At 49.1% G+C, this 26,959-nt stretch carries 21 protein-coding genes; 16 read left to right on the top strand and 5 right to left on the bottom strand.

Translation table 11 applies throughout. The features are described 5' to 3' along the window. Positions 1-115: 115 nt before the first annotated feature. Positions 116-859 (bottom strand): YciK family oxidoreductase, encoded by a 744-nt coding sequence (locus MN202_RS18940; RefSeq protein WP_335737711.1) that lies wholly within the window; start codon positions 857-859, stop codon positions 116-118. Between the two features lie 225 nt (positions 860-1,084). Here MN202_RS18940 and MN202_RS18935 point away from each other — a divergent pair, with 225 nt between their 5' ends. The 3 genes from MN202_RS18935 (at position 1,085) to MN202_RS18925 (ending at position 5,171) form a co-directional block, all read left to right on the top strand. Beyond that, positions 1,085-3,430: a VolA/Pla-1 family phospholipase gene (locus tag MN202_RS18935; RefSeq protein ID WP_335737710.1), complete on the top strand. Its 2,346-nt coding sequence runs from the start codon at positions 1,085-1,087 to the stop codon at positions 3,428-3,430. Between the two features lie 98 nt (positions 3,431-3,528). Then, complete coding sequence (sohB, locus tag MN202_RS18930) at positions 3,529-4,524, top strand: protease SohB (protein ID WP_335737709.1); 996 nt, start codon at positions 3,529-3,531, stop codon at positions 4,522-4,524. Beyond that, positions 4,485-5,171: a thiopurine S-methyltransferase gene (locus MN202_RS18925; RefSeq protein WP_335737708.1), complete on the top strand. Its 687-nt coding sequence runs from the start codon at positions 4,485-4,487 to the stop codon at positions 5,169-5,171. Before sohB ends, MN202_RS18925 begins: the two co-directional genes overlap by 40 nt. 18 nt (positions 5,172-5,189) lie before the next feature. On the opposite strand, the gene MN202_RS18920 is transcribed toward MN202_RS18925, so the two are convergent. Next, the gene (locus tag MN202_RS18920; RefSeq protein ID WP_335737707.1) at positions 5,190-6,524 is read right to left on the bottom strand and encodes a dicarboxylate/amino acid:cation symporter; all 1,335 of its coding nucleotides are present in this window, start codon (positions 6,522-6,524) and stop codon (positions 5,190-5,192) included. 172 nt (positions 6,525-6,696) lie between these two features. On the opposite strand from MN202_RS18920, the gene MN202_RS18915 reads away from it, so the two are divergent. Continuing rightward, complete coding sequence (locus tag MN202_RS18915) at positions 6,697-8,940, top strand: Ig-like domain-containing protein (protein WP_335737706.1); 2,244 nt, start codon at positions 6,697-6,699, stop codon at positions 8,938-8,940. Between the two features lie 61 nt (positions 8,941-9,001). Here the strand turns inward: MN202_RS18915 and astB are convergent, their stop codons facing one another. After that, positions 9,002-10,345: an N-succinylarginine dihydrolase gene (gene astB, locus MN202_RS18910; protein WP_335737705.1), complete on the bottom strand. Its 1,344-nt coding sequence runs from the start codon at positions 10,343-10,345 to the stop codon at positions 9,002-9,004. Positions 10,346-10,570: 225 nt separating this feature from the next. Between astB and topA the strand changes: the two genes are divergently transcribed. Beyond that, positions 10,571-13,153 carry a type I DNA topoisomerase gene (gene topA / locus MN202_RS18905; protein WP_335737704.1) on the top strand — a complete coding sequence of 861 codons (2,583 nt, stop codon included), beginning with the start codon at positions 10,571-10,573 and terminating at the stop codon, positions 13,151-13,153. 53 nt (positions 13,154-13,206) lie between these two features. Here the strand turns inward: topA and MN202_RS18900 are convergent, their stop codons facing one another. Together MN202_RS18900 and MN202_RS18895 are read right to left on the bottom strand one after the other, a co-directional pair. Further along, positions 13,207-13,971, bottom strand: a complete 765-nt coding sequence (locus MN202_RS18900; RefSeq protein WP_335737703.1) for a hypothetical protein — start codon at positions 13,969-13,971, stop codon at positions 13,207-13,209. Positions 13,972-14,046: 75 nt separating this feature from the next. Beyond that, positions 14,047-14,739: a sensor histidine kinase gene (locus tag MN202_RS18895; protein ID WP_335737702.1), complete on the bottom strand. Its 693-nt coding sequence runs from the start codon at positions 14,737-14,739 to the stop codon at positions 14,047-14,049. Between the two features lie 166 nt (positions 14,740-14,905). Here MN202_RS18895 and cysB point away from each other — a divergent pair, with 166 nt between their 5' ends. The 11 genes from cysB (at position 14,906) to MN202_RS18840 (ending at position 26,908) form a co-directional block, all read left to right on the top strand. Further along, a complete protein-coding gene (gene cysB / locus MN202_RS18890; protein ID WP_335737701.1) occupies positions 14,906-15,883 on the top strand; it encodes an HTH-type transcriptional regulator CysB in 978 nt (325 codons plus the stop codon). A gap of 107 nt (positions 15,884-15,990) precedes the next feature. Further along, positions 15,991-16,620, top strand: coding sequence for a PepSY-associated TM helix domain-containing protein (locus MN202_RS18885; RefSeq protein ID WP_335737700.1), 630 nt, complete (start codon positions 15,991-15,993; stop codon positions 16,618-16,620). Positions 16,621-16,654: 34 nt separating this feature from the next. Then, positions 16,655-17,140, top strand: a complete 486-nt coding sequence (locus MN202_RS18880) for a DUF2271 domain-containing protein (RefSeq protein WP_335737699.1) — start codon at positions 16,655-16,657, stop codon at positions 17,138-17,140. 44 nt (positions 17,141-17,184) lie between these two features. After that, positions 17,185-17,985: a DUF4198 domain-containing protein gene (locus MN202_RS18875; protein WP_335737698.1), complete on the top strand. Its 801-nt coding sequence runs from the start codon at positions 17,185-17,187 to the stop codon at positions 17,983-17,985. Positions 17,986-18,089: 104 nt separating this feature from the next. Beyond that, positions 18,090-19,211: a 4-phosphoerythronate dehydrogenase gene (locus tag MN202_RS18870; RefSeq protein WP_335737697.1), complete on the top strand. Its 1,122-nt coding sequence runs from the start codon at positions 18,090-18,092 to the stop codon at positions 19,209-19,211. 14 nt (positions 19,212-19,225) lie between these two features. Next, positions 19,226-20,245 carry an aspartate-semialdehyde dehydrogenase gene (locus tag MN202_RS18865; protein WP_335737696.1) on the top strand — a complete coding sequence of 340 codons (1,020 nt, stop codon included), beginning with the start codon at positions 19,226-19,228 and terminating at the stop codon, positions 20,243-20,245. A gap of 351 nt (positions 20,246-20,596) precedes the next feature. Continuing rightward, the gene (locus MN202_RS18860) at positions 20,597-23,173 is read left to right on the top strand and encodes a FimV/HubP family polar landmark protein (RefSeq protein WP_335737695.1); all 2,577 of its coding nucleotides are present in this window, start codon (positions 20,597-20,599) and stop codon (positions 23,171-23,173) included. 60 nt (positions 23,174-23,233) lie between these two features. After that, a complete protein-coding gene (gene truA, locus MN202_RS18855; protein WP_335737694.1) occupies positions 23,234-24,019 on the top strand; it encodes a tRNA pseudouridine(38-40) synthase TruA in 786 nt (261 codons plus the stop codon). Between the two features lie 141 nt (positions 24,020-24,160). Next, positions 24,161-25,036 (top strand): acetyl-CoA carboxylase, carboxyltransferase subunit beta, encoded by an 876-nt coding sequence (gene accD / locus MN202_RS18850; RefSeq protein WP_335737693.1) that lies wholly within the window; start codon positions 24,161-24,163, stop codon positions 25,034-25,036. Between the two features lie 7 nt (positions 25,037-25,043). Next, positions 25,044-26,321 (top strand): bifunctional tetrahydrofolate synthase/dihydrofolate synthase, encoded by a 1,278-nt coding sequence (folC, locus tag MN202_RS18845; RefSeq protein WP_335737692.1) that lies wholly within the window; start codon positions 25,044-25,046, stop codon positions 26,319-26,321. Beyond that, positions 26,318-26,908 carry an SPOR domain-containing protein gene (locus tag MN202_RS18840; RefSeq protein WP_335737691.1) on the top strand — a complete coding sequence of 197 codons (591 nt, stop codon included), beginning with the start codon at positions 26,318-26,320 and terminating at the stop codon, positions 26,906-26,908. The genes folC and MN202_RS18840 overlap by 4 nt, the downstream gene beginning before the upstream one ends. Positions 26,909-26,959: the final 51 nt, after the last annotated feature.

The following is a 26,959-nucleotide window of genomic DNA, read 5'->3' as shown; positions in this document are numbered from 1 at the left end:
TATTCTGTAGGCCTTTATATACCAGCCTCTGGATCGGTCAACTGATCTGAAAAATTCTTATCTGATCGGCATTAGGCATGGCCGGGTTTTTTGTTTATTGCAGCAACTGGCAAACTTATTTGCGCTGTGCATCAATTGACTGGCCATTGACCGTCAGGCTGCTATCGCTCATTAAATACAGATACAGCCACATTAGCTCGGCTGGCGTTTTTAACTGGTTGACGTCTTCCCCCGGATAAGCTCTGGCGCGCATGTTGGTGCGGGTAGCTCCGGGGTTAATGCAGTTAACTCTGAGCGTGCTGTTAGCATACTCATCTGCCATTACCTGCATTAAACCTTCAGTGGCAAATTTAGATACTGCATAAGGGCCCCAGTAAGCACGGCCGGTACGGCCAACACCGGAGGAGGTAAATACTACTGAGGCATGCTGTGCCTGTTTAAGCACCGGGATCAACGCCTGAGTCATTAACATGGCGCCGGTGACATTAACCTGCATAATGTCTTGCCAGGTAGGCAAATCGATATGCTCAAATGGGCTTAGCACGCCCAAAATACCGGCATTATGTAACACGCCATCAAGACGGCCAAATTCCGCCTGAATAGTTGCCGCCATATCCTTATAATGTTTTGCGGTTGCACCTTTTAAATCTAATGGCACTATGGCGGGTTCGGCGCCACCTTCGGCAATGATTTGATCATACACAGCAGAAAGTTTGCTAACTGTTTTACCGAGCAAAATTACGGTCGCACCATAACGGGCGTAACTGAGCGCGGCTTCTTTGCCGATACCGTCACCGGCGCCGGTGACCAGTATCACTTTGTCTTTTAGTTCATCTTGTGCTGGTTGAAAATTATGCATAGATCCTCAGCTGTCGGCGCAAAAACGGCGCCAGCATACGCGCAAATAGCTAACTTTGCATCTTTCTTCGTGGATTCTGCATATTTCAGCTAGCGCTTTCTTTTGGTTTGAGTTAACTTTAACTGGTCGTAGCTGTTGCAGGCTATATGAACAACAGATTTCTAAAAAGCAAGCTAAGCAATTGCTTTGCATATAAAAAATAAGAGTCAGGATAGGGGAGAAACTATGAACAAGCTTGCACTAAGTGTGGCTGTTGCACTGGCGTTAGGTTTGGCCGGCTGTGGTGGCGAATCGTTAGATGATATTAAGCAAGAGACAGGTAACAACACGTTAAAGCCTTATTCGCGCGTGGTATTTGATCCGGGTGCCACGGTTCCGCGCTTGTCAGTGCCAAACGATTTATTATTTCAGGGTACGACCGACGGCACGTTAACTACCGATGCCGGCAGTGCGCCTGACTACACTAACCCTCAGGTTGCGCTTGGTGCGCTGGATGGTTGGTCGACGCAAAATCCTTTCACATTGGCGGTAGATTTAGCCCCCGGCGCAGCGTTAGTCGCCAGCTCAGTACAGCAACCCGGCGCCGTGCGTCTGTTTGAAATGGTAATGCAGGACCCACTGTCAACTGATACTGAATGTGCAACCGCTAACCGTGGTTTTGCCTGTAAAGTGGTGTCTGAGCTGACGTTTGGCCAGGATTTTATTGCTTCTGTTAGCGGTAACAATATTGTAGTCGTGCCGCTGCGGCCATTAAAAGCGGCTACGACTTATATGACAGTGCTGACCTCACTGATCGAAGATGACAATGGTAATGCCCTGGCACCGTCGACAACTTATGAGCTGGTAAAACAAGATGATGACTCGCTGCCACTGAGCTTACCTTCGCAAATTGCACTGCAAAAACTGATTAATAGTTTTGAAGATGCCGTGTCCGCAGACGGTGTGGATAGAGATTCAATTGTTTATACCGCGGCGATGACAACGCAATCGGTTGGGGCTGTGCTGTCTACACTGAAAAGCCTGATGGCGTCGCCAACACCAACCGGCTACGGTCCGGCAAATTTTGTGGTGCAGGATACCGGCATGACGGTGTCTCAGTTGGGTGAAAGTTTTAGTAATCCGCTGTTTGGCCTGGCACGTTTGTATCAGGGCTCGGTTACCTTGCCATATTATCTTGGCGCTGCCACAGCAGAAAACCCAACCGCACCTTTGGCTGGGCGTTGGACAGCTCGTTGTGACAGCGGTGCAATTATTGCAGCTTTACCTGGCAGCATGAAACCAGACACTCCGGTGTCAGCGAACGACGGTTTCTGTATGCAGGCAAGTAGTGGCGCATTACGTGATTTAGGTGTCGACGCTGCCCGCCATTTAACCAAGTTCAATACGATCCCTAAAATTGATAGCTATCAACAGGTTGCGGTGCAGATGACAGTGCCGGACGCTAACATGGTCGCAATGCCTGCCAGTGGCTGGCCGGTGGTGATCCTGCAGCACGGTATCACTTCCTGTAAAGAAAATATGCTGGCACTGACCGGTGCGTTGTCGGCACGTGGTTTTGCTACTGTCGCAATCGATCATCCGCTGCATGGTTCACGTGGTTTTGGGCCTATCAATGCATCGGGCGCAAGTTGTAATAAGTCGGGTACCGCTACCGCTTATATGAACCTGCAAAACCTGTTGGTTACCCGCGACAACCTGCGGCAGAGTATTGCCGATATGTTAGCGCTGCGTTTGGGCTTGAATTTTGTCCAGGGTGTACAGTTGGATGTTTCCAACGTACAGGTATTAGGTCATTCACTGGGTGCAATAGCCAGTACTTCTATGGTAGCGCTGGCTAATATGCCGTCAGGCAATACAGATCTAGATAATCTTTATAACGTGAAGAGCACTGTGCTGGCTATGCCAGGTGGTGCCGTAGCCAACTTCCTGTTTGATTCGCCGTCTTTTGGCCCGCTGGTAAAAGCCAGCATATTGTTAGGCGCGGGTGGCAGCACGGCTGAAAGTTACGTTACTTTTGCTACGCAAAGCCAGGGTTGTGGTGGCCCGGTAGCTGCACCTTTTGCTGCTTGTTTTACACCTTTCACGGAGTATCTGGCGCAAACCGGTAATACTGCCGCGCTGACAGCGCTAAGCTCTGCATTTTCGCAGTTTGCTTTTGCAGCGCAAACGGTAACCGACGCCGGTGATCCAAACAATTATGCTCAGAGCCTGGTGGTAAGCGAAACGCCTACCTACGTTATTGAAGTGGTAGGTAACGCAGATAATTTGCCGGATCAGGTTATTCCAAATGGTTATGCTAATCCGCAACTTGCTTTGGCTGCAGGTAAAATGCCACTGGCCGGTACCGAACCATTGCTGCGTTTGCTTAACGCTTCAGCTGTTAGCGCTGTAGCTGGCCCACAAGCGCTGGCCGGAAACGCCGTGGCCCGCTTTACAGAGGGTGATCACAGTTCTATTCTGAGCCCGGCTGCAAGTGGTGCCGCAACTACTGAAATGCAGATGCAGGCAGTTAGCGTGTTTATGACGCAAGGCGCCGCTGTAGCAGTGACTGATCCCACTGTATTGCAGTAACACCGGCGTTTATCGCTGTTATTTAAAGCCCGCTAAGCGGGCTTTTTCTTTTTTGAATTATCGCTACAATGCGTGAGACAGCGGCAGAGGAGAAAGCCTTGGAATTTTTATATCAATATGGTCTGTTTTTGGCTAAGGCCGTTACTATAGTACTAGCCGTTGCAGTTATTATTGGCTTAGTTGCCGGTGCTGCGGTTAGCCGGGCTAAGCCGAAAAAAGGCCAGTTGGAATTCACTGATTTAACTGCTGAATACCAGCAGCAAACCAAAGAGTTGCAGCAACATTTATTTGATAAAAAAGCCTTTAAGCAGTGGCAAAAAACTGAAAAAGCTAAACCGTTGGAAAACAAAGCCCGGCTGTTTGTTGTCGAGTTTCACGGCAGTATGGATGCACGCGAAGCCGATGCCCTGCGTGAAGAAGTCAGTGCTATTTTAGCGGTAGCCGGCCGTGACGACGAAGTGTTATTGCGGCTGGAAAGTGGCGGCGGCATGGTGCACGGTTATGGCTTGGCAGCATCACAACTGGACCGGCTACGTCAGCAAAATATCGCTTTGACCGTGGCCGTGGATAAAGTGGCTGCTAGTGGTGGTTACATGATGGCGTGTATCGGCAATAAAATCATTGCTGCACCTTTTGCTTTCATTGGCTCTATTGGCGTTATTGCTCAATTACCTAACTTTAACCGCTTGCTAAAACAACATAATGTTGATTTTGAACAGTTTACTGCCGGTGAATATAAGCGCACCGTGACCTTGTTCGGCGAAAACACCGATAAAGGGCGGCAAAAATTTCAACAAGAACTGGAGCAGACACATCAGTTGTTCAAACGTTTTGTTACTGAGCACCGGCCACAATTGGATATAGATAAAGTTGCCAGCGGTGAGCACTGGTTTGGCTATCAGGCAGTGGAATTACAATTAATCGACAAAATTCAAACCAGTGACGACTATATTATGGCAAGTTTGCCGCAACGTCGTGTGGTGCAGGTTAAATATGAACTACGCAAAGGCATAGCTGAAAAAGTGGGTCTTGGCTCGGCCAGCATATTTAGCCAATGGTGGCAAAAGTTGTCGCAACAACACTGGTTGCGCTGATGGACGCAGCGTTCTGGCACGCCCGCTGGCAACATAATGAATTGGGCTTCCAGCTGGAACAACCACATCCTTTGTTATGCCAGTGCCTGCCGCCACTATTGCAAGGGCAACAGCAGGTACTGGTGCCGCTGTGTGGTAAGTCTCCTGATATGGTGTATCTGGCGCAATATCTAACGGTAATAGGGGCAGAATTATCTGCAATTGCCTGCGATGCTTTTTTTAGCGAGCAGCAGTTAGATTATCAGCGTTTTCAGCAAGCTGGCTTTGTGCACTACTACAGTGATCCTATTCAGATCTGGCAGGGCGATTTTTTTCAGCTTAGGCCGGAGCAGTTGCAAGGCTGCAAGCTGGTGTATGACCGAGCGGCACTTATCGCGCTGCCAATACAAATGCGCCAGCGATATGTGGCCAAATTAAAAGCCTTGTTGCCCGCTGGCACACAGATTTTGCTGTTAAGTGTAGAGTATCCGCTGCATGAAAAAGCCGGGCCGCCTTTTAGTGTTGACTATGCTGAAGTTGCCCGGTTATTTGCTGGTGATAACATTGAGTTAGTCGCAGAGCTTGATCAAACCGGCAAAGGCTTTGCCCGGCGACGTTTTGCCACCGGGTATTTGCTGGAACGGGCCTACCGCATCACACTGTGCTGAGCCCGCTGGCGGTTATATTCAGCGCAGGTGCTGAAAATCAATGGTTTCATCCTTGGTGCCTGCAGCCGGGTCGTTAAATACATCGGGATCGAATTCTTTTTCGCTCTTGGCGACGATACAGGAAACCATTGCATCGCCGGTAACGTTCACTGCTGTGCGTGTCATATCCAACAAGCGGTCAACACCTATAATTAAGGCAATGCCTTCAACCGGCAGACCTACTTGCTGTAATACCATTGCCAGCATGATCAAACCGACACCCGGTACGCCTGCGGTGCCAACCGAAGCCAGTGTTGCAGTAAGTATTACCATCAGGTAGTCGGCCAAGGTTAAATCGACGCCAAACACCTGAGCAATAAATACCGTTGCAACACCCTGCATAATGGCGGTGCCGTCCATATTTATTGTGGCACCCAGTGGCACGGTAAACGAGGCGATGCTGTTTTTGACGCCCAGTTTTTTGGTTACGGCTTCCATGGTTACCGGCATAGTGGCGTTGCTGCTTGAGGTGCTAAAACCAAATAGTGCGGCGTCGCGCATTTTTCTGAAAAACATCAACGGGTTTAAGCCCGTCAACAGCTTCAGGATTACACCGTAACTTAGCAGGCCGTGCAAAATTAAAACGGTTAATACTACGGCAAAGTATTTTGCCAGGCTGGCAATAGTCTCAAAACCAAGCGTGGTAAACAGCTTTGCCATCAGGAAGAAAACACCATAGGGCGCCAGGTTCATTAACAGTGTAACCAGACGCATAATGACTTCGCTCAGATCATTAAATACCAGCGTCAGACGTTCGCCTGCCTTGCCACTCATCGCCATCGCCAGACCAAACAAGACTGCAAAAACAATGATTTGCAGCATGTTGCCCTTCGCCATCGATTCGATAGGGTTGCTTGGGAAAATATTAATAAACACCTGTGACAACGGTGGAGCTTCGGCCAGGCTAAAATTGGCATCAGACTGCATTTGCACGCCTTCGCCCGGGCTGAATAACAGCGCAGCAAATATCGCCAGGCTTATTGCCATGGCGGTGGTAATAAGATACAACCCTATGGTTTTTCCGCCAAGCCGGCCAAGGCTGCTGGTATCGGATAACGAGCAAGTACCACAAACCAGCGAAACAAACACCAAGGGCACAACCAGCATTTTTAAGCTGGCAATAAAAATTTCACCGCCGATGTGCAACAAGCCATTGACGAAGAAGGCTTTAAGCGGTATTTCCAGAGAAAGAAAATGCAGTATGCGTTCTTCCTGGCCTGCCAGCAGCCATTTGAAGAAAAAACCGACCAAAATACCGGCTACCATACCAATAACAATGCGCGCTGTTAAACCCAGCTTTTTATTTTGCGTCATAATGAATATAAGCGTTACAGGATTCAGAATATTGCGTAGCCTATCAGTTTAGGCTGTGGAAAGGCAGATAAGGTGGTTTTTTTTTTCAAAATAGCTGTGACGTTTGCCAGTTTAATGGTTTAAGATACAGAATTAACAAAAACTATATAAAAATCAGCTTGGGAGAGTTTTCATGAGAAACATCCAGCAACTTATTGTTGCGCTTATCGTTACTGCGCTTGCAGCCTGTGGCGGCGGCGGGACACTTGACAACGGCGGTACTGATGGCGGTGGCAATACCACGCCGGTATATACACTTAATGTGGCGCTTACTGACAGCAATGGTCAGGCAGCAACTGCTTTGTCGCAGGCTGTACCGCTTACCATTACTGCAACACTGACGGCCACTAATAGTGGCAATGTAGCCAACCAGGTTATTGAGTTAAGCCTGAGCAATGAAAGTCTGGCCAGTTTTAGTAATAGCTCTGGCACTGCGTTGACCAATGCCAGTGGTGTAGCAACCTTGACGTTATTGGTAGGTAACCAAAGTGGCGCAGGCCAGTTAACGGCCAGCTACGGTACTGTCAGCTCTACCGCGGGCTTTAATTCAGCCGGTGATGGTGGCGACCAGGTTGATGTTACTGTGGGCTCGGTATCATTAATTGCTGACACTTTGTTATTGGGTTCTGGTGCCGGTGCCAAAGTTGAGTTAAGTGCCTTAGTACGTGATAGCAACAACGTGGTACTGCCTGGTATTCCGGTAAGCTTTTCCAGCGACTCCGGCGAGCTGGTGCAGATTGATGCCGAAACCGGCACTAATGGTGTGGCCACAGCATCACTGACCACGCAAACTGACAAAAATGTCCGTGATATTGCCGTTACGGCCCGGGTGCAGCAGCAAAGCTCTGTATTGACCGTCTCGGTAGTTGGTACAACTCTTGAGTTAGCGGCACCGGCTTCCGTAGTGCTGGGTGATACCGCAACGATAGATGTGTTTTTAACTGACTCCAATGATACAGGTATCCAGGGGGTTGAGGTTGAGGTTAGCTCGGCGCTGGGCAATACCATCAGCGATACCACACCACAAACCGTCGGTTCTGCCGGTAAAGCTTCATTTACTTATACTGCAGTAAACAGCGGTGCCGATGTTATTAGGGTAACCGCTCTTGGAGTGAGCAACACAGCCAATGTAGCAATTAGTGCCGACGCCTTTGCTTTTACGCAAGCAGCAAGCGAAGCTGACCAGGTGTTGGAAGTTAATCTGAATACCCCACAACAGCTAGGCGTGGAGTGGTTGGTAAACAATACGCCAAACGTCGGCGAAACTGTTACGTTTAATACTACCCGCGGTGAAATTGCGGCTACTGCAGCGGGCTTAAGCGGTGGCGTTACTTCACAAGGCACTACCGATGCAGATGGCAAAGCCGTTGCAGTCGTTCGTTCACAATTTGCCGGTTTATCTACCATTGGGGCTACCGGCGGCACTGGAGTAAATGCAGTAAGTGCGAAAAAGGTGATTGAGTTTGTTGCGGTTAACCCAAGCAAGGTTGAAACCCAGGCTTTTCCTGCTCAGGTAGGCGCTGGGGAATCCAGCGCTATTCGCGCTATAGTGCGTGATGCCAATAACAACCCGGTTAAAAACCAGACTGTCGTCTTTACTCTGGACAATTCTGCCGGCGGTGTTATTAGTACCGGTACTGCAGTGACCAATTCGCAGGGGATTGCCTCAACCGTATTTACTGCTGATGCCAATACCGGAGCCGGTGTCGAAGGTGAAAACCTGATTATCAGAGCAGCACTGCAAAGCAATAACAGTATTTTTGACGAAACTGATATCGCGGTTGGCAAAAGAACGCTGTTTTTCCGCTTTGGTACCGGTAATACACTTACTGCGCCGTCAATTAGTACTTTTGCTAAAGAGTTCTCTATTATTGTTACCGACAGCTCCGGCAACCCGGTCGCTAACCAACAACTTAATGTAGCCGTGGTGTCTGTTAACTACAGTAAAGGTTTCTGGGTTAAATCACCTCCAGCACCTGAAACCTTTAAACAGTGGGATACATCAGGAACTCCAGCTCCATTAGCACCTACTGATCCAGTTAACTGTGTCAGTGAAGATGCTAATTTCAATGGTATTTTAGATGGCGGTGAAGATATTAACATTGATGGCCAACTTACTCCGGGGAATATCGCGGTAGTTGAGCGCACGGTAACCTCTGATGATGCCGGTATCGCGGTATTTAATGTCACTTACCCGCAGGACGCAGGTGGTTGGTTGACGATACGGCTGCAAGTGTCTGGTCAAGCTGTCGGTACCGAAAACGTGGCTTATCGTAATTATGGTCTGCCAATGTCTGCTGCCGTTTTAACCAATGAGAATGCCAATCCACCGGCTAATCCATTTGGTGTTAATCAGAACTGTAGTGAGAAAGGCTGATTACTTCGAAATCTAAACTAAAAAGGGAGCCATTGGCTCCCTTTGTTTTTCGTAGGTTAAATTAAGCTTGTTGGAACGGATACACCGAACCCAGTTGCAGGATTTGCGTTAACTCGTCCAGCGCGCTGCGTGATTCTTGCAATAATTGCGGGTCAGCTAAATCAGCTTCGCTGATTTCATCGCGGTAGTGCTTATCTACCCAGCTATTTAACGTGGCAAATAGCGTATCGCTCATTAGCACGTTAGGGTTTACCGCCTGCCGCTCTTGCTCGCTCATGGCGACGCGCAGACGTAAACAGGCCGGACCGCCACCGTTGCGCATGCTCTGTTTCACATCATAGTAATGAATTTGCTTAATTGGTGTATTGCGCTCTGTAAGGGCCGCCAGATAGGCCGATACAGCCGGGCTATCCTTGCACTCGGTTGGCGCAATAATGGCCATATTGCCATCTGGTAGCGCGATAAGCTGGGTATTAAACAAATAGGTCTTAATGGCCTCGGCAACACTGACCTCAGTGTCTTTGACTTCAATCAGGTGCAGCTGGGTGTCATGGCCAAATTTACGTTGTAATTCCGCCAATTTTGCAGTGCTGTCGACAAAGGCTTGTTGGTGATAAAACAGCACATTCTGGTTGCCCACTGCAATTACGTCGTTGTGAAATACGCCCTGATCGATCACATCAGGGTTTTGCTGCATATACACCACATGCTTGTCGTCTAAACCGTGCAGGCGAGCTACGGCTTCACAGGCTTCTAAGGTATGGCGGGCAGGGTAGCGTTTTGGGACCGGCTTAGTATTGTCAAAGGCATAGCGGCCAAAGACAAAGAGTTCAACACCGCGTTTACCATAAGCACTGCAAAGTCTGGTATGATTCGCCGCGCCTTCATCGCCGAAGTGATCATTATCAGGTAAATGTGTATGATGCGCGAAATATTCCGGGTTACTAAACATTGCCCGTAAAATTTTGCCGGTGGTCACAGGCTCCAGTGAGCGGTGAAATTTGTTCGTCAGGTTGGCCGGCGTAAAATGTATTTTGCCATCGGCCGTATCGGCACTGGGAGAAATAGTGGCGGCGTTTGCCGTCCACATGCTGGAGGCAGAGCAGACTGCGCGAAATACTGCTGGTGCCTGCTTGGCTGCAGTAGCAATAACCTGAGCATCCGAACCGGTAAAGCCTAAACGGCGCAGCGTGTATACATCCGGACGCTCTTGCGGGGCTAATACCCCCTGCACCAGGCCAAGATCGTGCAAGGCTTTCATTTTACTCAGGCCCTGCTTGGCAGCCTGACGCGGGCTGGAGCTGTTTTTAGCGTTAGAAAGCGAGGCAACATTGCCGACAGATAAACCGGCATAGTTATGGGTTGGTCCTACCAGACCATCAAAGTTTGCTTCAAAGAATTTCATTTTTGCTTTATATCCTTTATTTGGATTGGGCACTGTTTTTATTATTTTTACGGCCACTGAGGATGCTTCATTTGATCTGGTGAAGGTTTCACCAGCTAGCTCTTAAAATGAGCTGATTGGCATAATAATGAAGTTATTCACTTGTCACAACTGCGGTTTGCGGATATACGTTAAAAAAGCAGCGCTTGGTACAGGCTTAAAAATTAAGTTATCTCAGGATTTAAGATGGCAAAATCACTGGTAATCGTCGAATCACCGGCAAAAGCAAAAACGATCAACAAATATCTTGGCAACGACTTTGTCGTTAAATCCAGCGTGGGGCATATACGTGATTTGCCCACCAGTAGCAGCAAAGAAAAAGGCAGCGCTAAATCAACGCTGAGCAAAGAAGAAAAGGAATATCAGGCGCTGGTTGACCGCATGGGTATTGATCCGGCCAATGGTTGGAAGGCCCGCTATGAAATTTTGCCCGGCAAAGAAAAAGTCGTCAAAGAGCTGAAAACCCTGGCCGACAAAGCTGACACCGTTTATCTGGCAACGGACTTAGACCGTGAGGGAGAGGCCATAGCCTGGCACCTGCAACAAATTATCGGTGGCGAACAGCAAAAGTTTAAACGGGTAGTGTTTAACGAAATCACCAAAAATGCTATTCAGGCGGCGTTTCAGCAGCCTGGCGAAGTAAATCAGGACCGGGTAGATGCACAGCAAGCACGGCGTTTTCTCGACCGCGTAGTTGGCTTTATGGTTTCGCCGTTATTGTGGAAAAAAGTTGCCCGCGGTTTATCTGCCGGGCGGGTGCAGTCTGTCGCAGTGCGGCTGGTGGTTGAGCGTGAGCGCGAAATTAAGGCTTTTGTACCGGAAGAGTACTGGACCATAGATGCCGATACCCAAACCTCAGCGGCACAGGCATTGCAACTTGAAGTTGTCCGCCAGCAAGGCAAGGCCTTCAGGCCGGTAAATAAAGCCCAGGCCGATGTTGCTGAAGCCCAGTTACAACAAGCAAGCTACAAAGTTATTGAACGTGAAGACAAGCCCAGCAGCAGTAAGGCGCAGGCACCGTTTATTACCTCTACCTTGCAACAGGCTGCCAGCACACGTCTTGGCTATGGCGTTAAGAAAACCATGATGTTGGCCCAGCGGTTGTATGAGGCGGGCCACATCACCTACATGCGTACTGACTCGACCAACCTGAGTGCCGATGCTGTTGCTGCTTGCCGTGACTATATCGTTAAACAGTTTGGTAAAGACTACCTGCCGGAACAAGTGGTAAGCTTTGGTAGCAAAGCCAATGCGCAGGAAGCGCATGAAGCTATCCGGCCGTCTGAAGTCACCGTATTGGCCAGCAGCCTGGCAGATATGGAAGCCGACGCCCGTAAGTTGTACGAATTGATCTGGCGTCAGTTTGTCGCTTGTCAGATGCCACCTGCACTGTATGACGTTACCAATATTACTGTGCAGGCAGCTGATTTTGAGTTAAAGGCCAAGGGGCGCATTTTACGCTTTGATGGCTGGACCAAAGTGCAGCCAGCCGTAAAACGCAAAGATGACGAAGATAATGTACTGCCAAATGTAAAACCGGGCGATATGTTGCAGCTGGAACAACTACACAGTGCTCAGCACTTTACCAAGCCACCGGCCCGTTTTAGTGAAGCCAGCCTGGTAAAAGAGCTGGAGAAGCGGGGTATTGGCCGGCCTTCTACCTATGCTGCTATTATTTCGACTATTCAGGACCGCGGTTACGTGCGGGTTGAGAATAAGCGTTTTTATGCCGAGAAAATGGGTGAGATTGTCACAGATCGCTTAGTTGAAAACTTCAATGATCTGATGAATTACGATTTCACCGCCAATATGGAATTAAAACTGGACGATATCGCCAACGGTAGTGCGAAGTGGCGCACTGCGCTGGATAATTTTTATGGCGATTTCTCCGGCAAGTTAAAAACGGCAGAGTTGGCGCCCGAACTTGGCGGCATGCGGGTAAACCAATTTGTGCTAACCGATATCAGCTGCCCTACCTGCGGCCGGCCTATGGGTATTCGCACAGCGTCAACCGGCGTATTTCTTGGCTGCTCGGGCTATAATCTGCCGCCGAAAGAGCGCTGCACCACCACCATGAACCTGGTATCTGGTGATGAAGCTGTAAACGTCAGTGATGACGAGCTGGAAACTGAAGCACTGCGCCAGAAAAAGCGTTGTGCTAAATGCGGCACTGCAATGGACAGTTATCTGATTGATGAGCAGCGCAAATTGCATGTTTGTGGTAATAACCCGGCCTGTGATGGCTATCAGATAGAGCAGGGCAGTTTTAAAATTAAAGGCTATGAAGGCCCATTAATCGAGTGTGATAAATGCGGCAGTGATATGCAGCTAAAGTCAGGCCGTTTTGGTAAATACTTCGGTTGTACCAATACTGACTGTAAAAATACCCGTAAACTGTTGCGTAGTGGTGAAGCGGCACCGCCAAAAGAAGATCCTGTGCATTTACCGGATTTAAAATGCGAAAAATCAGATGCTTATTTTGTATTACGTGACGGTGCTGCCGGCTTATTTCTGGCTGCTTCTACCTTTCCCAAGTCGCGCGAAACCCGGGCACCGCTGGTGGCTGAATTAGCGAAGTACCGGGCGCAGTTGTCGCCAAAGTTTTATTACCTGGCTGACGCACCGGCAAAAGATCCGGACGGTAACCCTGCCATAGTGCGCTGGAGCAGAAAAACCAAGCAGCAATATGTAATGTCCGAGCGTGATGGTAAAGCTACCGGTTGGTCGCTGTGGTACGATAAAGGCAAATGGGCCAGTCAGAAAGACTAATCCAGATAAAAGAACGGGCCCTATCAAGGGCCCGTTCTTTTTGAGTATTCACACTACCATTTACGTTTAGGCGCAAATAACTCGTCTAAATCTTTGTTTTCTTTTTCTTCTTTCTTCTCGCGGTCGCGCAGATTGCCTTCTTTTAGCTGAACGACAATATCTTCCAGCGCCTGGATCACTTCTGATTTTCGTGTTGTAACGTAGTCATCCTGATGTGGCGAGCTGCTAAGCGAGGTCAGCGCCTTTTCAAAGTACTGCCGGGCCGACCCTAGCATATTATTACTGCGGGCCTGGTTACCACGTTTAATCTGGCTTTCAACATTGATGCGCAGCTGCAACACTTCCAGTCTTTTGTCTTCCTGGATCACAACTTGCGTATCGACATTACCTCGGGCATGTTCTGCTCTGAGTACCGTTCTGAGTTTTTTAATGCCTTTTATCATACCAATCAACTGCTGGTCATTATCCGGCAGGGTAACCGTTTCTGAAGGGAAGGTAGCTGCTTCGCCGGTATCATTCAGCCGTTTTTCAGTCTCCTGCAAGCGCTGTTTAATATCTTTGGCACCAGGTTCCAGTTCAACCATGGCGCGCAAACTAAAAGCAATACGTTTTAACAGCATTTTACTGATGGCGCCAGACATCGGCACATTGGCTGAATTGACCATCAGCTCTTCAGTTTCTTCTAAAATAGTGCGAAGCTTACTAAACTCAGCCCGCTTTAACGTAGCTAAGCGCTCTTTATGTTGTTGAATGGCATTCACAATCACGGCGATTACAACCAGTGCAATGACCAGTGTTATGATCAAGGTTAACAGCATTTAAACCTCATCCGGGTTAGACCTCAGTTAGCATATTAATCACAAAATTACTGAAATAACAGTAATCTGTCGCTATTAAGGCAGAGTAAGCCGAAATACGCCACCGCCAAAGCGTCCACCGTTACTTAATGTAACCCGGCCTGACTGGCCTTTATTACTGTGAGCGCTGGCTATTAGTTTAGCAAAAAATATTCCAAGTCCGGTGTGGTTGTTGGCTAAATCAGGGCTGTTCATGTCTATGGCGTCGTGTTGTAGCATAAATTCCGGAAAGCCTTCACCGTCATCGTGTACCTCTATAACTAAGCTGTGGTTATCGGTGAACACGTGCAGCAGGATCTGCTGACGGCAATAGCGCAGTGCATTGGCAACCGCATCATTGAGTAAATTGATAATCAGGTCATAATCAAAAAACCAATATAATTCAGCCGGTTGTTGCACATTAACACTGACTTTACGCTGCTGGCTAAAGTACTCATTTTTTAACAGTACTTCTTCAATCACGTCAGACAGATAGTATTCGTCAATTTGCACCGGTAGTTGGTTACGCTCCAGCCGGTATAACGATAACAACTGCAGTAAATTTGAGTTCAGCCGGTTTGCTTCATAACTTAATCTGGCCAGCTCATCCTTGGCTGGCTCAGATAACTGACGGCTTTCCTGCTGGATTAATTCTGCAGACTGGATCAACATACACAGTGAGTTCTTCATATCGTGTACGGTAGAGGCCAATACAGAAGCAAAATCTATCGTACGGGGCAGTTGGCTCATAACATCTCCTGAAATAACAGCTGAAGTAGCGACAGCATTTGCTGCTGGCAGTCAGGCTGTTTTTAGCTACTATTTGTTATAGCATTTTCCAAATTAAAAATAAGTTGGAATATCTGGCCAGACAGGTATATTGAGCAATGATATGCCATAAACGGAACTGTGACACATGAAATTGCAGCAGCTGCGTTACATAGTTGAAGTGTTGAACCATAACCTGAATGTGTCATCTACCGCTGAGAGTTTGTATACCTCACAGCCGGGGATCAGCAAACAGGTGAGAATGCTTGAGGATGAACTGGGTATTCAGGTGTTCGGCCGCAGTGGTAAACACCTTACCCATGTTACGCCGGCCGGGCGTGATGTAATCGATATCGCCAGACAGATCCTGGCCAAAGTTGAAAGCATCAAAGCCGTTGCCAAAGAACATACGCTGCCGGATCAGGGTAAGCTGAATATCGCCACTACCCATACACAGGCGCGGTACGCGCTACCTGCGGTGATCAGTGGCTTTATGCAAAAGTATCCGAAAGTGTCGTTACATATGCATCAGGGCACACCGCAGCAAATATCTGAAGCGGCCTCTCGCGGTGATGCCGATTTTGCTATCGCTACTGAAGCCCTGCATTTATACAATGATCTGGTGATGTTGCCATGTTATCACTGGAATCGTAGCGTCATCGTGCGCCACGATCATCCATTGCTGCAACTGGGGCACAAAATAAGCGTTGAAGATGTCGCTCAGCACCCAATTGTTACTTATGTATTTGGGTTTACCGGCCGCTCCGAGCTAGACCGGGCCTTTGCTGCGAAAGGGCTGGAGCCTAAAATTGTGTTTACCGCTACCGACGCCGATGTGATCAAAACCTATGTGCGCCTTGGGCTTGGGGTTGGAGTAATCGCGTCGATGGCGATGGACAAACAGCTGGATAAAGATTTAGTCGCCATTGATGCCAGTCATTTATTTGACGCGTCGACGACAAAAATTGGTTTTCGCAAAGGGGCTTTCCTTCGCACCTATATGTACGACTTTATTGAGCGTTTTGCCCCGCACCTCACTAAAGACGTGGTAGAAAAAGCCAATATGCTGCGTAATCAGGAAGAAATTGATCGAATGTTTGCCAGTTTCGACTTACCAATCCGCTAACTTTTAGCCTTTTAAGTTTAGTGCCCGCAATGGGCACTAATTAATGTTGCAAATAAGAATAGTTATCAGTATCATGCCCAGCCATACTTTGGTCTGAAACTGTTGTTATGAGCCAACCATTACGCGCCCCGCAATTACCCAAATTTATGCGTTTATTACACAGCTACAGTTCCATGCTGGTGTTGGTGTTGCTGTTATTCTTTGCCATTACCGGTATTACGCTTAACCACCCAGAGTTGATATACAGTGCCGCCGGTAAACAAAGCGTACAACGCAGCCTGGCCTTACCTGAAGCTTTACAATACTCAGAGCTACCACACAGCGCCGAGCAGCAAGCGCAAATAGCGGAACAGTTTCGCGACTGGTTAAGCAGCGAACATCAGGTTAAAGCCTCAGTGTTCAGTTATGTATTTGAACCGGACGACATGTTGCTGGAACTCGACTTTAAGCGCCCTGCTGGTTATGCCTCAGTTATTGTTGATTTTTCTGCTAATAACGCAGAGCTGGAGCTGGAGTTTAACGGCTATCTGGCGCTGCTGAATGACTTACATAAAGGCCGCAACGCCGGCACCAGCTGGATAGTGCTGATTGATGTTACCGCTATAGCCTGTGTGTTGTTTGCCCTGACCGGCTTTTATCTGATTTTAAAACAAAGCTCGCGCCGCAGTATCGGCAATAGCCTGGCCATGCTGGGCGTGTTTTTAACGTTACTGGCTTATGTGCTGTCTTTGCATTAATGCAACCTGACAGGATGTTGATTGAGGAAAAATAATGAAATTACGCCACCTTGCCTGTTGTATGTTTGCGGTGTCTTGGGTAGCAAGTGCGCAACCGTCTGAAATTGCTTTAGAAATACCGGTAATAGAAACCAGCCAATATCACCGGCCTTATGTTGCGGTGTGGGTAGAAGATGCGCAGCAACAACCGGTAAAACTAATAGCCCTATGGGTTGAAAAACCAGACTGGTTAAAGGATTTACGCCGTTTTTGGCGCAAAATTGGCCGCAGCAACACGACTTTGGTCGACGCAGTAAGCGGTGCCACGCAAAAACCTGGCAACTATACCCTGCAATGGGATGGTAAAGATGACAGTGGTGCAACGTTAAGTACGGGTCGTTACACACTGTTTGTTGAGGCTGCACGTGAGCAGGGTGGGCGCAGCCTGGTTAAGCATGAATTTGACCTGCCAGCTCAGGGTGCCGTTATTGAAATGGCAGCTGAGGGGGAGTTAGGCGTCGTTAAAGCTACGATTCGTTAAGCGCGGTCAGGCCGCATTTCAGAGTTTAAAAAGGACAGGATATTATGCTAAAAAAAACCGCAGTTGTACTATCGACATTGTTGCTGAGCAATAGTCTCAGTGCCCACACTTTATGGCTGCTGCCAAGCCATTATGTGCTGTCAAAACAGGATAGCTGGATCAGCGTGGACGCCTCTGCCGCTAATATGACGTTTGTTCCGGACAAGGGTATAAGCTTGGCCAGCCTGAAACTGCATTTACCGGATGGTAAAGTACAACAGGTAACGTCAGTGCATCAGGGCAAGCGTAAATCGATGGCCGACATACAACTGGCCGGCGATGGCACCTACAAGCTGGAAATGGCCAATCCACTGCGCTTTTTTACCAGCTATGAGCTTAACGGTGAGCGTAAACGGTTGATGGCCAATAAGCAGGAGCGCGCGACGCAGCTGCCTGCCGGTGCCAGCAAAGTAGAAACTACCCAAATGCGCAGCCGCAATTTTGCTTATATCACGGTAAATAGCCCAACTAATACCCTGGTAAAGCTGCAGGGCGAGGGCCTGGAGATCAGCAGCAAGGTGCATCCGGCTGATGTAGTGGCAGAAGAGCCGTTGCACTTGGTATTTAACCTTGATGGTAAACCGCAGGCTGGCGTGAAAGGTGTGCTGTCCTATGAAGGCGAGTTGTACCGCAATGACGCCGGCCGGATTGAATTTGAAACCGGTGCTGATGGTGCTTTTAGTTTTACACCTGCTACAGCAGGGCGTTATTTAATTGAAGCGTCCTACTCTGCCGACAGTGATTCGGCGTTGGCTGACAAGGTGCGTGAATCTGTTACTTACACTTTTGAAGTAGCACTGCCTTAACTCATATCGCGTCAAAATAACAAAGCCAGCCAAATTCAATAGGCTGGCTTTGTGCTATTTGTTACACTGCCGGCCATCTTTTAAAGCCTAAGCAGGGCCGGATAATGCGCATTTTTGCCGATGAAAATATGCCGTTGGTGCAACAGTTTTTTAATCAGTTTGGTGACGTTAACCTGTTTAACGGCCGACATGTCAGTGCCGCGCAGTTGCAGGATGCAGACATTTTATTGGTACGCTCTGTCAGTAATGTGAATGCGCAGTTGCTGCAGCACAACACTAAGCTGCGTTTTGTAGGTACTGCCACTATAGGCATGGACCATATTGACCAAACTTATCTGGCCGCACGCAATGTTGCCTTTGCCAGTGCCCCCGGCTGCAATGCCCAGTCCGTGGTAGAGTATGTGCTAAGCAGTTTGTGGTGCTTAGCAGACAAATATCAGTGGCCGTTAGCTGAAAAAACCATCGGTATTGTCGGTGTGGGTAATATAGGCAGCCGGCTGGCCCAAGCGCTGCAGGCGCTGAATATTCGTGTGTTACTCTGTGATCCTGTGCGTGCCCGTAACGAAATCGGGTTTAACCATACCGATTTTACCACGCTGTGCCAACAGGCCGATATTATCAGCTTTCACACACCGCTGATTAGCAGCGGTAATGATGCCACCAAACACTTACTGAACGCTGACACCCTGGCGCTGTTAAAGCCGGATTGTGCACTGATTAATGCTTCCCGCGGAGCTGTGATAGATAACCAGGCTTTATTACAGGATTTAAGCCGGGCTGCTAAGCGCCGCGCTGTGGTACTGGATGTATGGGAGCAGGAGCCGGACATTCTGACGGCGCTGTTACCTTATGTTGATATCGCCACGGCGCATATTGCCGGCCACAGCATTGAAGGCAAAGCCCGCGGTACTGAAATGCTGTATCAACGCTGCGCAGCCTTGCTGCAACAGCCGCTGCAACAACAGCTGCAGCAGTTACTGCCGGTACCAGCGATGGAAAAACTGCAAATTAGTGCAAATTTTGGGCTTCCGGATGTCCAAAACATAGCAAGACTGTTATATGATGTGCGGCGTGACGATGCCTTACTGCGGCATTATTTGCATGGCAAGGGCTTTGACTGGCTTCGTAAGTCATACCCGCCGCGGCGTGAATTCAGCTCGTTACAATTGTGTGGCAAGGTCATACCCGACTTTTTGCCACAATTAGGTTTTAGCCTCGCACAATAACAAGAGGAACTGTCATGGCTTCGCAATACAATGTTGCCGTTTTGGGTGCAACAGGTTTGGTAGGACAACATTTAATTGAATTTCTGGAACAGCGTGATTTCCCGGTAGGGCAGTTGTTTCCTCTGGCCAGCAGCCGTTCTGCCGGCGGTACCGTGACATTTAAAGGCAAGAAAATTAAGGTTATTGATGCCGAAACCTTTGACTGGTCACAGGCGCAAATTGGTTTGTTTTCTGCCGGTGGCAGCGTGTCGGCTATTTATGCGCCTAAAGCCGCCGATGCTGGCTGTGTGGTAATCGATAACACCTCACATTACCGCTACGAGCCTGATATTCCGCTGGTGGTGCCGGAAGTTAATGCGCATGCTATTGCCGATTACCGTAACCGCAACATTATTGCTAATCCGAATTGCTCTACCATTCAAATGCTGGTAGCGCTAAAACCAATTCATGATGCGGTGGGTATCAGCCGGATTAATGTCGCGACTTATCAATCTGTCAGCGGCGCCGGTCAGGACGCAGTAGAAGCGCTGGCCCATGAAGCAGCGCAGCTGATGAATGGTCGGCCGATCGAGAAAGAGGGCCAGTTTGCCCGCCAGATCGCTTTTAATGTGATCCCGCAAATTGATGTGTTTTTGGATAATGGCTACACCAAAGAAGAAATGAAAATGCACTGGGAAACGCAGAAGATTTTCGGTGACGACAGTATTTCCGTCAACGCAACTGCCGTGCGGGTGCCGGTGTTTTTCGGCCATGCCGAAGCGGTGCACATAGAAACCCGGATGCCTATCAGCGTTGAACAGGTAAAAGCGCTGCTGGCCGATGCGCCGGGTGTGGTATTACTGGAAAACAACGCCGATTTCCCTACCCAGGTGTGCAGTGCTGCCGGTAAAGACGAGGTTTTTGTTGGCCGGATCCGCCAGGATTTGTCGCATGAAAACGGCATTAACCTCTGGGTCGTGGCGGATAATATCCGCAAAGGCGCCGCTACCAACAGCATCCAGATTGCTGAACATTTAATCCGCGATTATTTATAATTAACGGGCCCGGCAGGGCCCGTTTTATTTTGTCTTATAGTCTATAAATTTCAATGCGTTGCTTTAAGTACTGGTTATAATTGTCCGGGTGCTTTATATTTTAATTACACCAGCACCAGTGAAAACTGGAATATAGTTTGCAATGCGGCTAAAGACAGGCTGTTATGCCGCCGACATCTTGATGTAATTGTGCCTGAACCTGGGTAGGGACCTTTAATGCCTTTGCTATTCGTTGTTTTTATTATTGTGTTTGTCAATTTTTCGTCGTCAGTCTTGGCGCAGGAAACGACAATCAAACTTCGCGGACCGCGCAGTACTGATACCTTGCCTGCTCCGGAGACGCTTGGGCCTTTGGCACCATCGGACACACTGTGGCGGGTAGCCGAGCGTATCAGGCCGCAGCCGGATATTAGCCTGTATCAGGTGATGTATGCACTCTACCTGAAAAATCCGACCGCCTTTCTCGACAATAATCTGAATCATCTGCGGCCAGGTGCCGTGCTGTTGCTACCAACTGCTAATGAAATGCGCCAGGTCGATTTGGCGTTAGCCCGGCAAAAGTCTGAGCAGGACGATGTGCGCTGGGCAGAGCGGCAAAAAATTGCCACTGACCAGCCTGCTGCAGACAAGGCCGGCTCTGGCCAGCTAACTAAAAGTAGTACCACAGCGCAGTGGCGGGCAGAACTGGACCAATTAAGTCAGCAGCAGCGTCAGGACCTGGACAGCTTACGTAGTCAATTTGCTGACTCAATGCAATTGGTTGAGACCATGGTAGGTGAGAACCTGCAACTTAAAACCAGCCTTGGCAGGGTGCAGCACGAGCTTGAACTGTTAAAAGCGCAATTAGGTGAAGATAGCGAAATTCAGCAGCAGTTGCGGCAGTTATTACAGCAACAGCAGCAATTGTTGCAGGAAAAAGCCGAACAGCAAGCCAAAGAAGCCGAATCGTCCTGGTCTAACTGGCTAACGCACCCGCTAATGTGGATTTTGGCCGCCTGTATTCCGGCTCTGTTGGTGCTGCTGGGCGTATTATTCTGGGTGAAAAAGCGTGGTAAACATACTGAGCAGGTAGTGAATGCTGCAACAACAGAGCCGGCGGCTAATCCGTCATATCAGTCGCCTTTACCACCGCTAGATGATAACGATGATGTTGATGAGAGTCTGTTTGAGATCGACGATGCCTTGCTGGAAGACGCCTTTACTGACACGCCAGCAGCAGAGCCGCAGGCACTGCATGACGATCTGTTAGAGTTTGATGACGCTCTGTCATTTGACGATGATGACAGCTTGTTACCGCCGGACAGCACGCCATTGCAGGCGGATACCACAGACGACGCCTCAACAGATGAATTCGACCCGGAAAATATTTTATCAGACGATGATCTGTCAGCGCTGCTGGCTGCCGCTGATGACGACGACGATGTTATTGAACTGGCCGATGACAGCCTGCAACAAGATGACTTGAACAGCATAGCAGAGCAGGACGATGAACTGTTGGCCACTGCCGATGATGAATTGTTGCCCGAGGCTGACGAAGAGCTACTTGCGGCGACTGACGAATTGTTGCCAGAAGCAGACGATGAGCTACAGATCGAAGCTGATGATGACCTGTTATCAGAAGTTGGCGCTGAACAGCTAACAGAAACAGTTGACGATCTGATGGCCGGTGCTGACGATGATCTGCTGGCGGCAGCTGACGACGACAGTAGTTTTGATATAGATGAGCTGATTGAGGAGATCGATTTAGATCAACCGGATGTCCTCGAACCAGATGAACCATCACAGGCTGAGCAATTATCCGCGGCACTAAACCAGACACTTACCACAGACACTACGCCGGCGGCTGAGCCTGCGGTACAAACAGAGCCTGCTGCACAAACGGCAGATGATATTATTGCCGAAACCGAGCAACTTGCCAGCGAGTCTGAACAGTACAACCCGGATCGAACCGAATTAGATGACTTTGCAGAGAGTCTGGCCGGTGAACTGACTCAGAGCGAGCCAGAGCAACCGGAGGCCGACAGCGAAATCAATCCGGACACAGAGCTGGCCGACAATGAAACTATGCTCAGTGCCGAACTTTCTGAGCTGTTAGAGCAAGCCAGCGAATTTATGCCGCAGGTTGACAGCGATGCAACAGAGGCAGCTGCTGACACTGCTCCAACTGATAACGATACCGCTTTGCTGCCCGACGACGATATTTTGTTGCTGGATGATATCGGCGCTGAGGTGGACGATGATAAAACACTGACAGCGTTAGATTTAACCAGCTCAGAAGATGATAGCGTACCACGTATTTCTGAGGCCTCACTGTCGGTTGAAAACCCCAGCAAGATGTTGGATCAGTATCCGGAGTTGGAATTGACCGATGATGAGCTGCTGTCAGAAGTGTCAGCTGATATGTTGTTAGACGAGCTAACAGATGTATCTGCCGACGATGAAACTGACAGCGTGCCCGAACTGGAATTAGACCCGGTCCCCGAAGCACAATTTGATACGCTGATGTCGGAACTTGAAGCCATGGCCGACAATCTTGAGCAAGCCGAACATAATAGCAGTGCACAACAGGCTAATGCCGAGTTACTGGCCGAGCTGGAGCAGCATACTGAGCCTGGTCATAACTTTGGTGATGACGACTTTGTTGAAATTGACAGCCTGCTAGCTGGTGCAGGGTCGTATCAGGACGATGCGCAGCGGTTTGATAGCCTGAACGTCAACGTCGGGCTGGAAGACTACGCTGATATTATCGGCGAACACGAACAGCGCGACGTTGATACTGAAGATAACGGTTACTCCGCTAAACTGGACCTGGTGCGGGCTTACATTGAAATGGATGATAGCGAAAGTGCAGAACTGATACTGGATGAGATCCTGGCATCGGATGCGCCTGAGCATGTTAAAACCGAAGCGCAGCGACTAAGAAGCTGAATACTGCTAAATGCTGGCGGCTTCAGGTATAATCGCCGCCGTTTAGTAAGAGGGTAAGGCATGCGCATCGCATTAGGTGTTGAATACGACGGAACCGCGTTTTATGGCTGGCAACGCCAGCGTGAAGTTAACAGCGTACAGCAAGAGCTGGAAACGGCCTTGTCCAGCGTGGCAAACCACAGTGTCGAGTTATTTTGTGCCGGCCGCACAGACGCCGGTGTGCATGCCACAGGCCAGGTGGTGCACTTTGATACCAGCGCAGTACGCGATGTTAAAGCCTGGGTTATGGGGACTAACGCCCGTTTGCCAGACGCTGTTGCTGTACGCTGGGCGAAACCGGTTCCGGATGACTTTCATGCCCGTTTCAGCGCGACAGCCCGTCGTTATCGCTACATTATTTATAACCATAAGTATCGGCCCGCTATATTACGCAGTGGTTTAAGCCATTACCATCAACAGCTTGATATTGAGCTGATGCAACAAGCGGCACCTTATCTGCTGGGCGAACAGGATTTCACCTCTTTTCGCGCTATTCAGTGTCAATCGCACAGTCCTAATCGCAACATTCATCATCTGCATATACAGCGACAAGGCGATTACATCATACTGGACATTAAGGCTAATGCTTTCCTGCATCATATGGTGCGCAATATTACCGGCAGTTTACTGGAGGTCGGCATGAAGCGGCGGCCGCCGCAATGGATAGCGCAATTGCTGGCGGCAAAGGATCGAAATCTGGCCGCAGCAACAGCTAAAGCTGGCGGTTTGTACCTGGTAGAGGTTGACTATCCCGAGCACTTTGCGTTGCCCTCGGTTGCCGCTGGCCCATTGTTCATCAGCGGTTAGGCCATACTACTAAGACCAGTTTTCTGTATTCGCCGTACTGTGTTTTATGCTTTAATAGCGCCGGTTTACTGAATTTCGGCGTTTTTTAACGTATTTTCGCCATAGCCTTAGTCGCTGTGGCGTTAGCAATAGGACATATTTATGAGTTGGTTAGAAAAGATCCTGCCCAGAACATCCTCTTCTTCCGCGCGTCGAAATATCCCGGAAGGTGTCTGGACAAAATGTACGTCTTGCGAGGCGGTATTATATAAGGCTGACTTAGATCGTAATTTAGGTGTCTGTCCAAAATGCGATCACCATATGCGGGTGTCGGCCCGTGCCCGTCTGCACAGTTTTCTTGATACCAATACAGGTAAAGAGTTGGCAGCCGAGCTGGAGCCGCAAGATTTATTAAAGTTCAAAGACAGCAAGCGCTATAAAGATCGCATATCCGCTGCGCAAAAGCAGACCAACGAAAAAGACGCTATGGTGGTAATGCACGGCACTTTGCAAGGCATGCCGATAGTCGCCGCATCATTTGAGTTTGAATTTATGGGCGGCTCTATGGCGTCAGTAGTGGGCGCCAAGTTTGTTGCCGGTGTTGAACACGCATTAAAGCACAAGGTGCCTTTTGTCTGTTTTTCAGCCAGTGGTGGTGCCCGGATGCAGGAAGCGCTGTTTTCACTGATGCAGATGGCGAAAACCAGTGCTGCGCTGGCAAAATTGAGCGAAGCAGGCTTGCCGTATATTTCCGTGTTAACCGATCCGACTATGGGCGGAGTGTCAGCCAGCCTGGCAATGCTTGGCGATGTTAATATTGGTGAACCCAAAGCGCTTATTGGTTTTGCCGGCCCACGGGTAATAGAACAGACAGTGCGGGAAAAACTGCCTGAAGGCTTTCAGCGTAGCGAATTTTTATTAGAACATGGCGCCATTGATATGATTGTTGACCGGCGCAAAATGCGCGATACAATTGCGCGACTTGTTGCTAAGTTTATGCAGCTGCCTGCTCCGCAATCGGAGCACAGCGCCGCTTAAGGGTTAAATGTCAACATCAACTCCTGCTAGCCAATCGTGTCAGACACTGACCGATTGGCTTTGTTATATCGAACAAAGTCATCCTATTCATCAAATTGAGCTTGGTCTTGACCGGGTGCTGCAGGTAGCGCAGCGTGCTGATTTACAGCATTTACCCGGGCGCAGCATTTTAATTGGTGGCACTAATGGCAAAGGCACTACTGCGCGCTGTCTGGAACAGCTATTGCTGGCTCAGGGCTATAGTGTTGGTGTCTACAGTTCGCCGCATTTACTGCATTTTAATGAACGTTTGCGTATCAATGGTGCTGATGTTGCTGATGAGCTCTGGCTATCCGGCTTTGCGTTTGTTGAGCAACTGCGTGCAGATATAGCGCTGACATACTTTGAATTTACCACACTGGTGGCTTTTTATCTGTTACGCCAGCAGCAGTGTGATTTTTGCCTGATAGAGGTAGGCCTGGGCGGCAGATTGGATGCCACCAATATTATCTCACCCGACATCAGTGTTATAACAACAGTCGATTTAGATCATCAGGATTGGCTGGGGGATACCCGAGAGGCGATTGGTTTTGAAAAAGCCGGTATTTTTCGACCGGGTAAAACCGCCGTAATAGGTGAGCTTGAGCCACCCGCCACAGTTTTAACGCAAGCTGAAAAGCTGGGTTGCAACACGGTAGTGGTTAATCAGCAGTATTCTTACCAGCAAGAGACAAACCATTGGCATTGGCGCGGCCAGCACAACCAGCTTGAGGCACTGCCTTACCCGGCGATGCCGGTGCAAAATGCAGCCTGCGCACTGGCAATACTTGAGCAGCTAAACTGCCTGCCTGTCGCCGAGAAGACAGTAGCTGTACTGTCCACGCTGACCCTGGCAGGGCGTATGCAATGGTTGCAACAAAGCCCGGCTATAATAGTGGATGTGGCGCATAATCCGCAGTCTGCGCGTTATCTGGCGCAGCAGCTACAAAGCTTAAAGCCGCGCTTTAGCAAGGTTGTAGCGCTGGTGGGGATGCTCAAAGATAAGGATATTAGCCAGACGCTGGCACCCTTGACGTCACTGTTTGATCAATGGCATCTTGTGTCTTTAGCTGGAGTCAGGGGAGCACCTGCACAACAGTTAGTCAGATCTCTGCCAGATACTGTCAGTGATGTTACACTGCATGATGATGTGTTAACGGCGTTTAATCATGTCAGCTCAACATTAGAGACCGATCAGTTGTTAGTGGTATTTGGTTCGTTTTTCACCGTGTCTGCCGTACTGGCAGATCATCAGGAGGCAAGGTGACAGCCGCATTTAAACATCGTTTACTGGGCACAGCGATACTGGTCATGGCCGGTATTATATTTCTGCCAGATCTGCTGGACGGTGAGAAGCAGGTAGTGAAAGATGATTTTAAGGTGATCCCAGACCGGCCAGAATTTAAAGGTGTGCAGCAACAGCAGGTAATTGACGGCACTAAACTAACCGAGCTGCAGCAGCAACTGCAGCCGGCAGCGGTTGATGAGCAACCACTGGACCAGCCAGCAGCCGAAGCCGAGTTGCCGCCACAGCAGGTGGTGCAGGTAACCGTTGAGTCTGAAGCCGTAAAAAGCCAGGCTAACCCGGCCCTGGCACAGGCTGGTTGGGTTGTCCGGGTGGGCAGTTTTAGCAAAGTACAAAATGCCAATGCCCTGGTAGCCAAGCTACGTCAGGCTGGCTTTGTGACGTTCACCCGTAATATTACCAATACCCAGGGGTTGCAGCTAACCAGTGTACTGGTAGGGCCGGAATTGCGTAAAGAAAAGTTGGAGCAGCAACTGGCGAAACTGCAACAATTAACCGGGCTTGAGCGACTAACGGTAATGAGTTACCAGCCGGCTGAAAATAATTAGCCAAGCGGACGCTGTGTTTGGTAGAATGCGCGCCGTCATCAAACAACCTTT

Origin of the sequence: Rheinheimera muenzenbergensis (assembly GCF_036984005.1) — a bacterium.
Taxonomy (GTDB): domain Bacteria; phylum Pseudomonadota; class Gammaproteobacteria; order Enterobacterales; family Alteromonadaceae; genus Alishewanella; species Alishewanella muenzenbergensis.
Note: the sequence above shows the minus strand (reverse complement) of the source record. Positions and strands in the feature narration are given on the sequence as shown.

Coding starts and splice junctions, on each gene's coding strand:
- MN202_RS18880 (WP_335737699.1), top strand. CDS start 16,655: ATGAAATTACGCCACCTTGCCTGTTGTATGTTTGCGGTGTCTTGGGTA.
- MN202_RS18920 (WP_335737707.1), bottom strand. CDS start 6,524: ATGACGCAAAATAAAAAGCTGGGTTTAACAGCGCGCATTGTTATTGGT.
- MN202_RS18940 (WP_335737711.1), bottom strand. CDS start 859: ATGCATAATTTTCAACCAGCACAAGATGAACTAAAAGACAAAGTGATA.
- truA (WP_335737694.1), top strand. CDS start 23,234: ATGCGCATCGCATTAGGTGTTGAATACGACGGAACCGCGTTTTATGGC.
- cysB (WP_335737701.1), top strand. CDS start 14,906: ATGAAATTGCAGCAGCTGCGTTACATAGTTGAAGTGTTGAACCATAAC.
- MN202_RS18865 (WP_335737696.1), top strand. CDS start 19,226: ATGGCTTCGCAATACAATGTTGCCGTTTTGGGTGCAACAGGTTTGGTA.
- MN202_RS18870 (WP_335737697.1), top strand. CDS start 18,090: ATGCGCATTTTTGCCGATGAAAATATGCCGTTGGTGCAACAGTTTTTT.
- MN202_RS18900 (WP_335737703.1), bottom strand. CDS start 13,971: ATGCTGTTAACCTTGATCATAACACTGGTCATTGCACTGGTTGTAATC.
- folC (WP_335737692.1), top strand. CDS start 25,044: ATGTCAACATCAACTCCTGCTAGCCAATCGTGTCAGACACTGACCGAT.
- MN202_RS18935 (WP_335737710.1), top strand. CDS start 1,085: ATGAACAAGCTTGCACTAAGTGTGGCTGTTGCACTGGCGTTAGGTTTG.
- accD (WP_335737693.1), top strand. CDS start 24,161: ATGAGTTGGTTAGAAAAGATCCTGCCCAGAACATCCTCTTCTTCCGCG.
- MN202_RS18875 (WP_335737698.1), top strand. CDS start 17,185: ATGCTAAAAAAAACCGCAGTTGTACTATCGACATTGTTGCTGAGCAAT.
- MN202_RS18895 (WP_335737702.1), bottom strand. CDS start 14,739: ATGAGCCAACTGCCCCGTACGATAGATTTTGCTTCTGTATTGGCCTCT.
- MN202_RS18925 (WP_335737708.1), top strand. CDS start 4,485: ATGGTGGCAAAAGTTGTCGCAACAACACTGGTTGCGCTGATGGACGCA.
- astB (WP_335737705.1), bottom strand. CDS start 10,345: ATGAAATTCTTTGAAGCAAACTTTGATGGTCTGGTAGGACCAACCCAT.
- MN202_RS18885 (WP_335737700.1), top strand. CDS start 15,991: ATGAGCCAACCATTACGCGCCCCGCAATTACCCAAATTTATGCGTTTA.
- MN202_RS18915 (WP_335737706.1), top strand. CDS start 6,697: ATGAGAAACATCCAGCAACTTATTGTTGCGCTTATCGTTACTGCGCTT.
- topA (WP_335737704.1), top strand. CDS start 10,571: ATGGCAAAATCACTGGTAATCGTCGAATCACCGGCAAAAGCAAAAACG.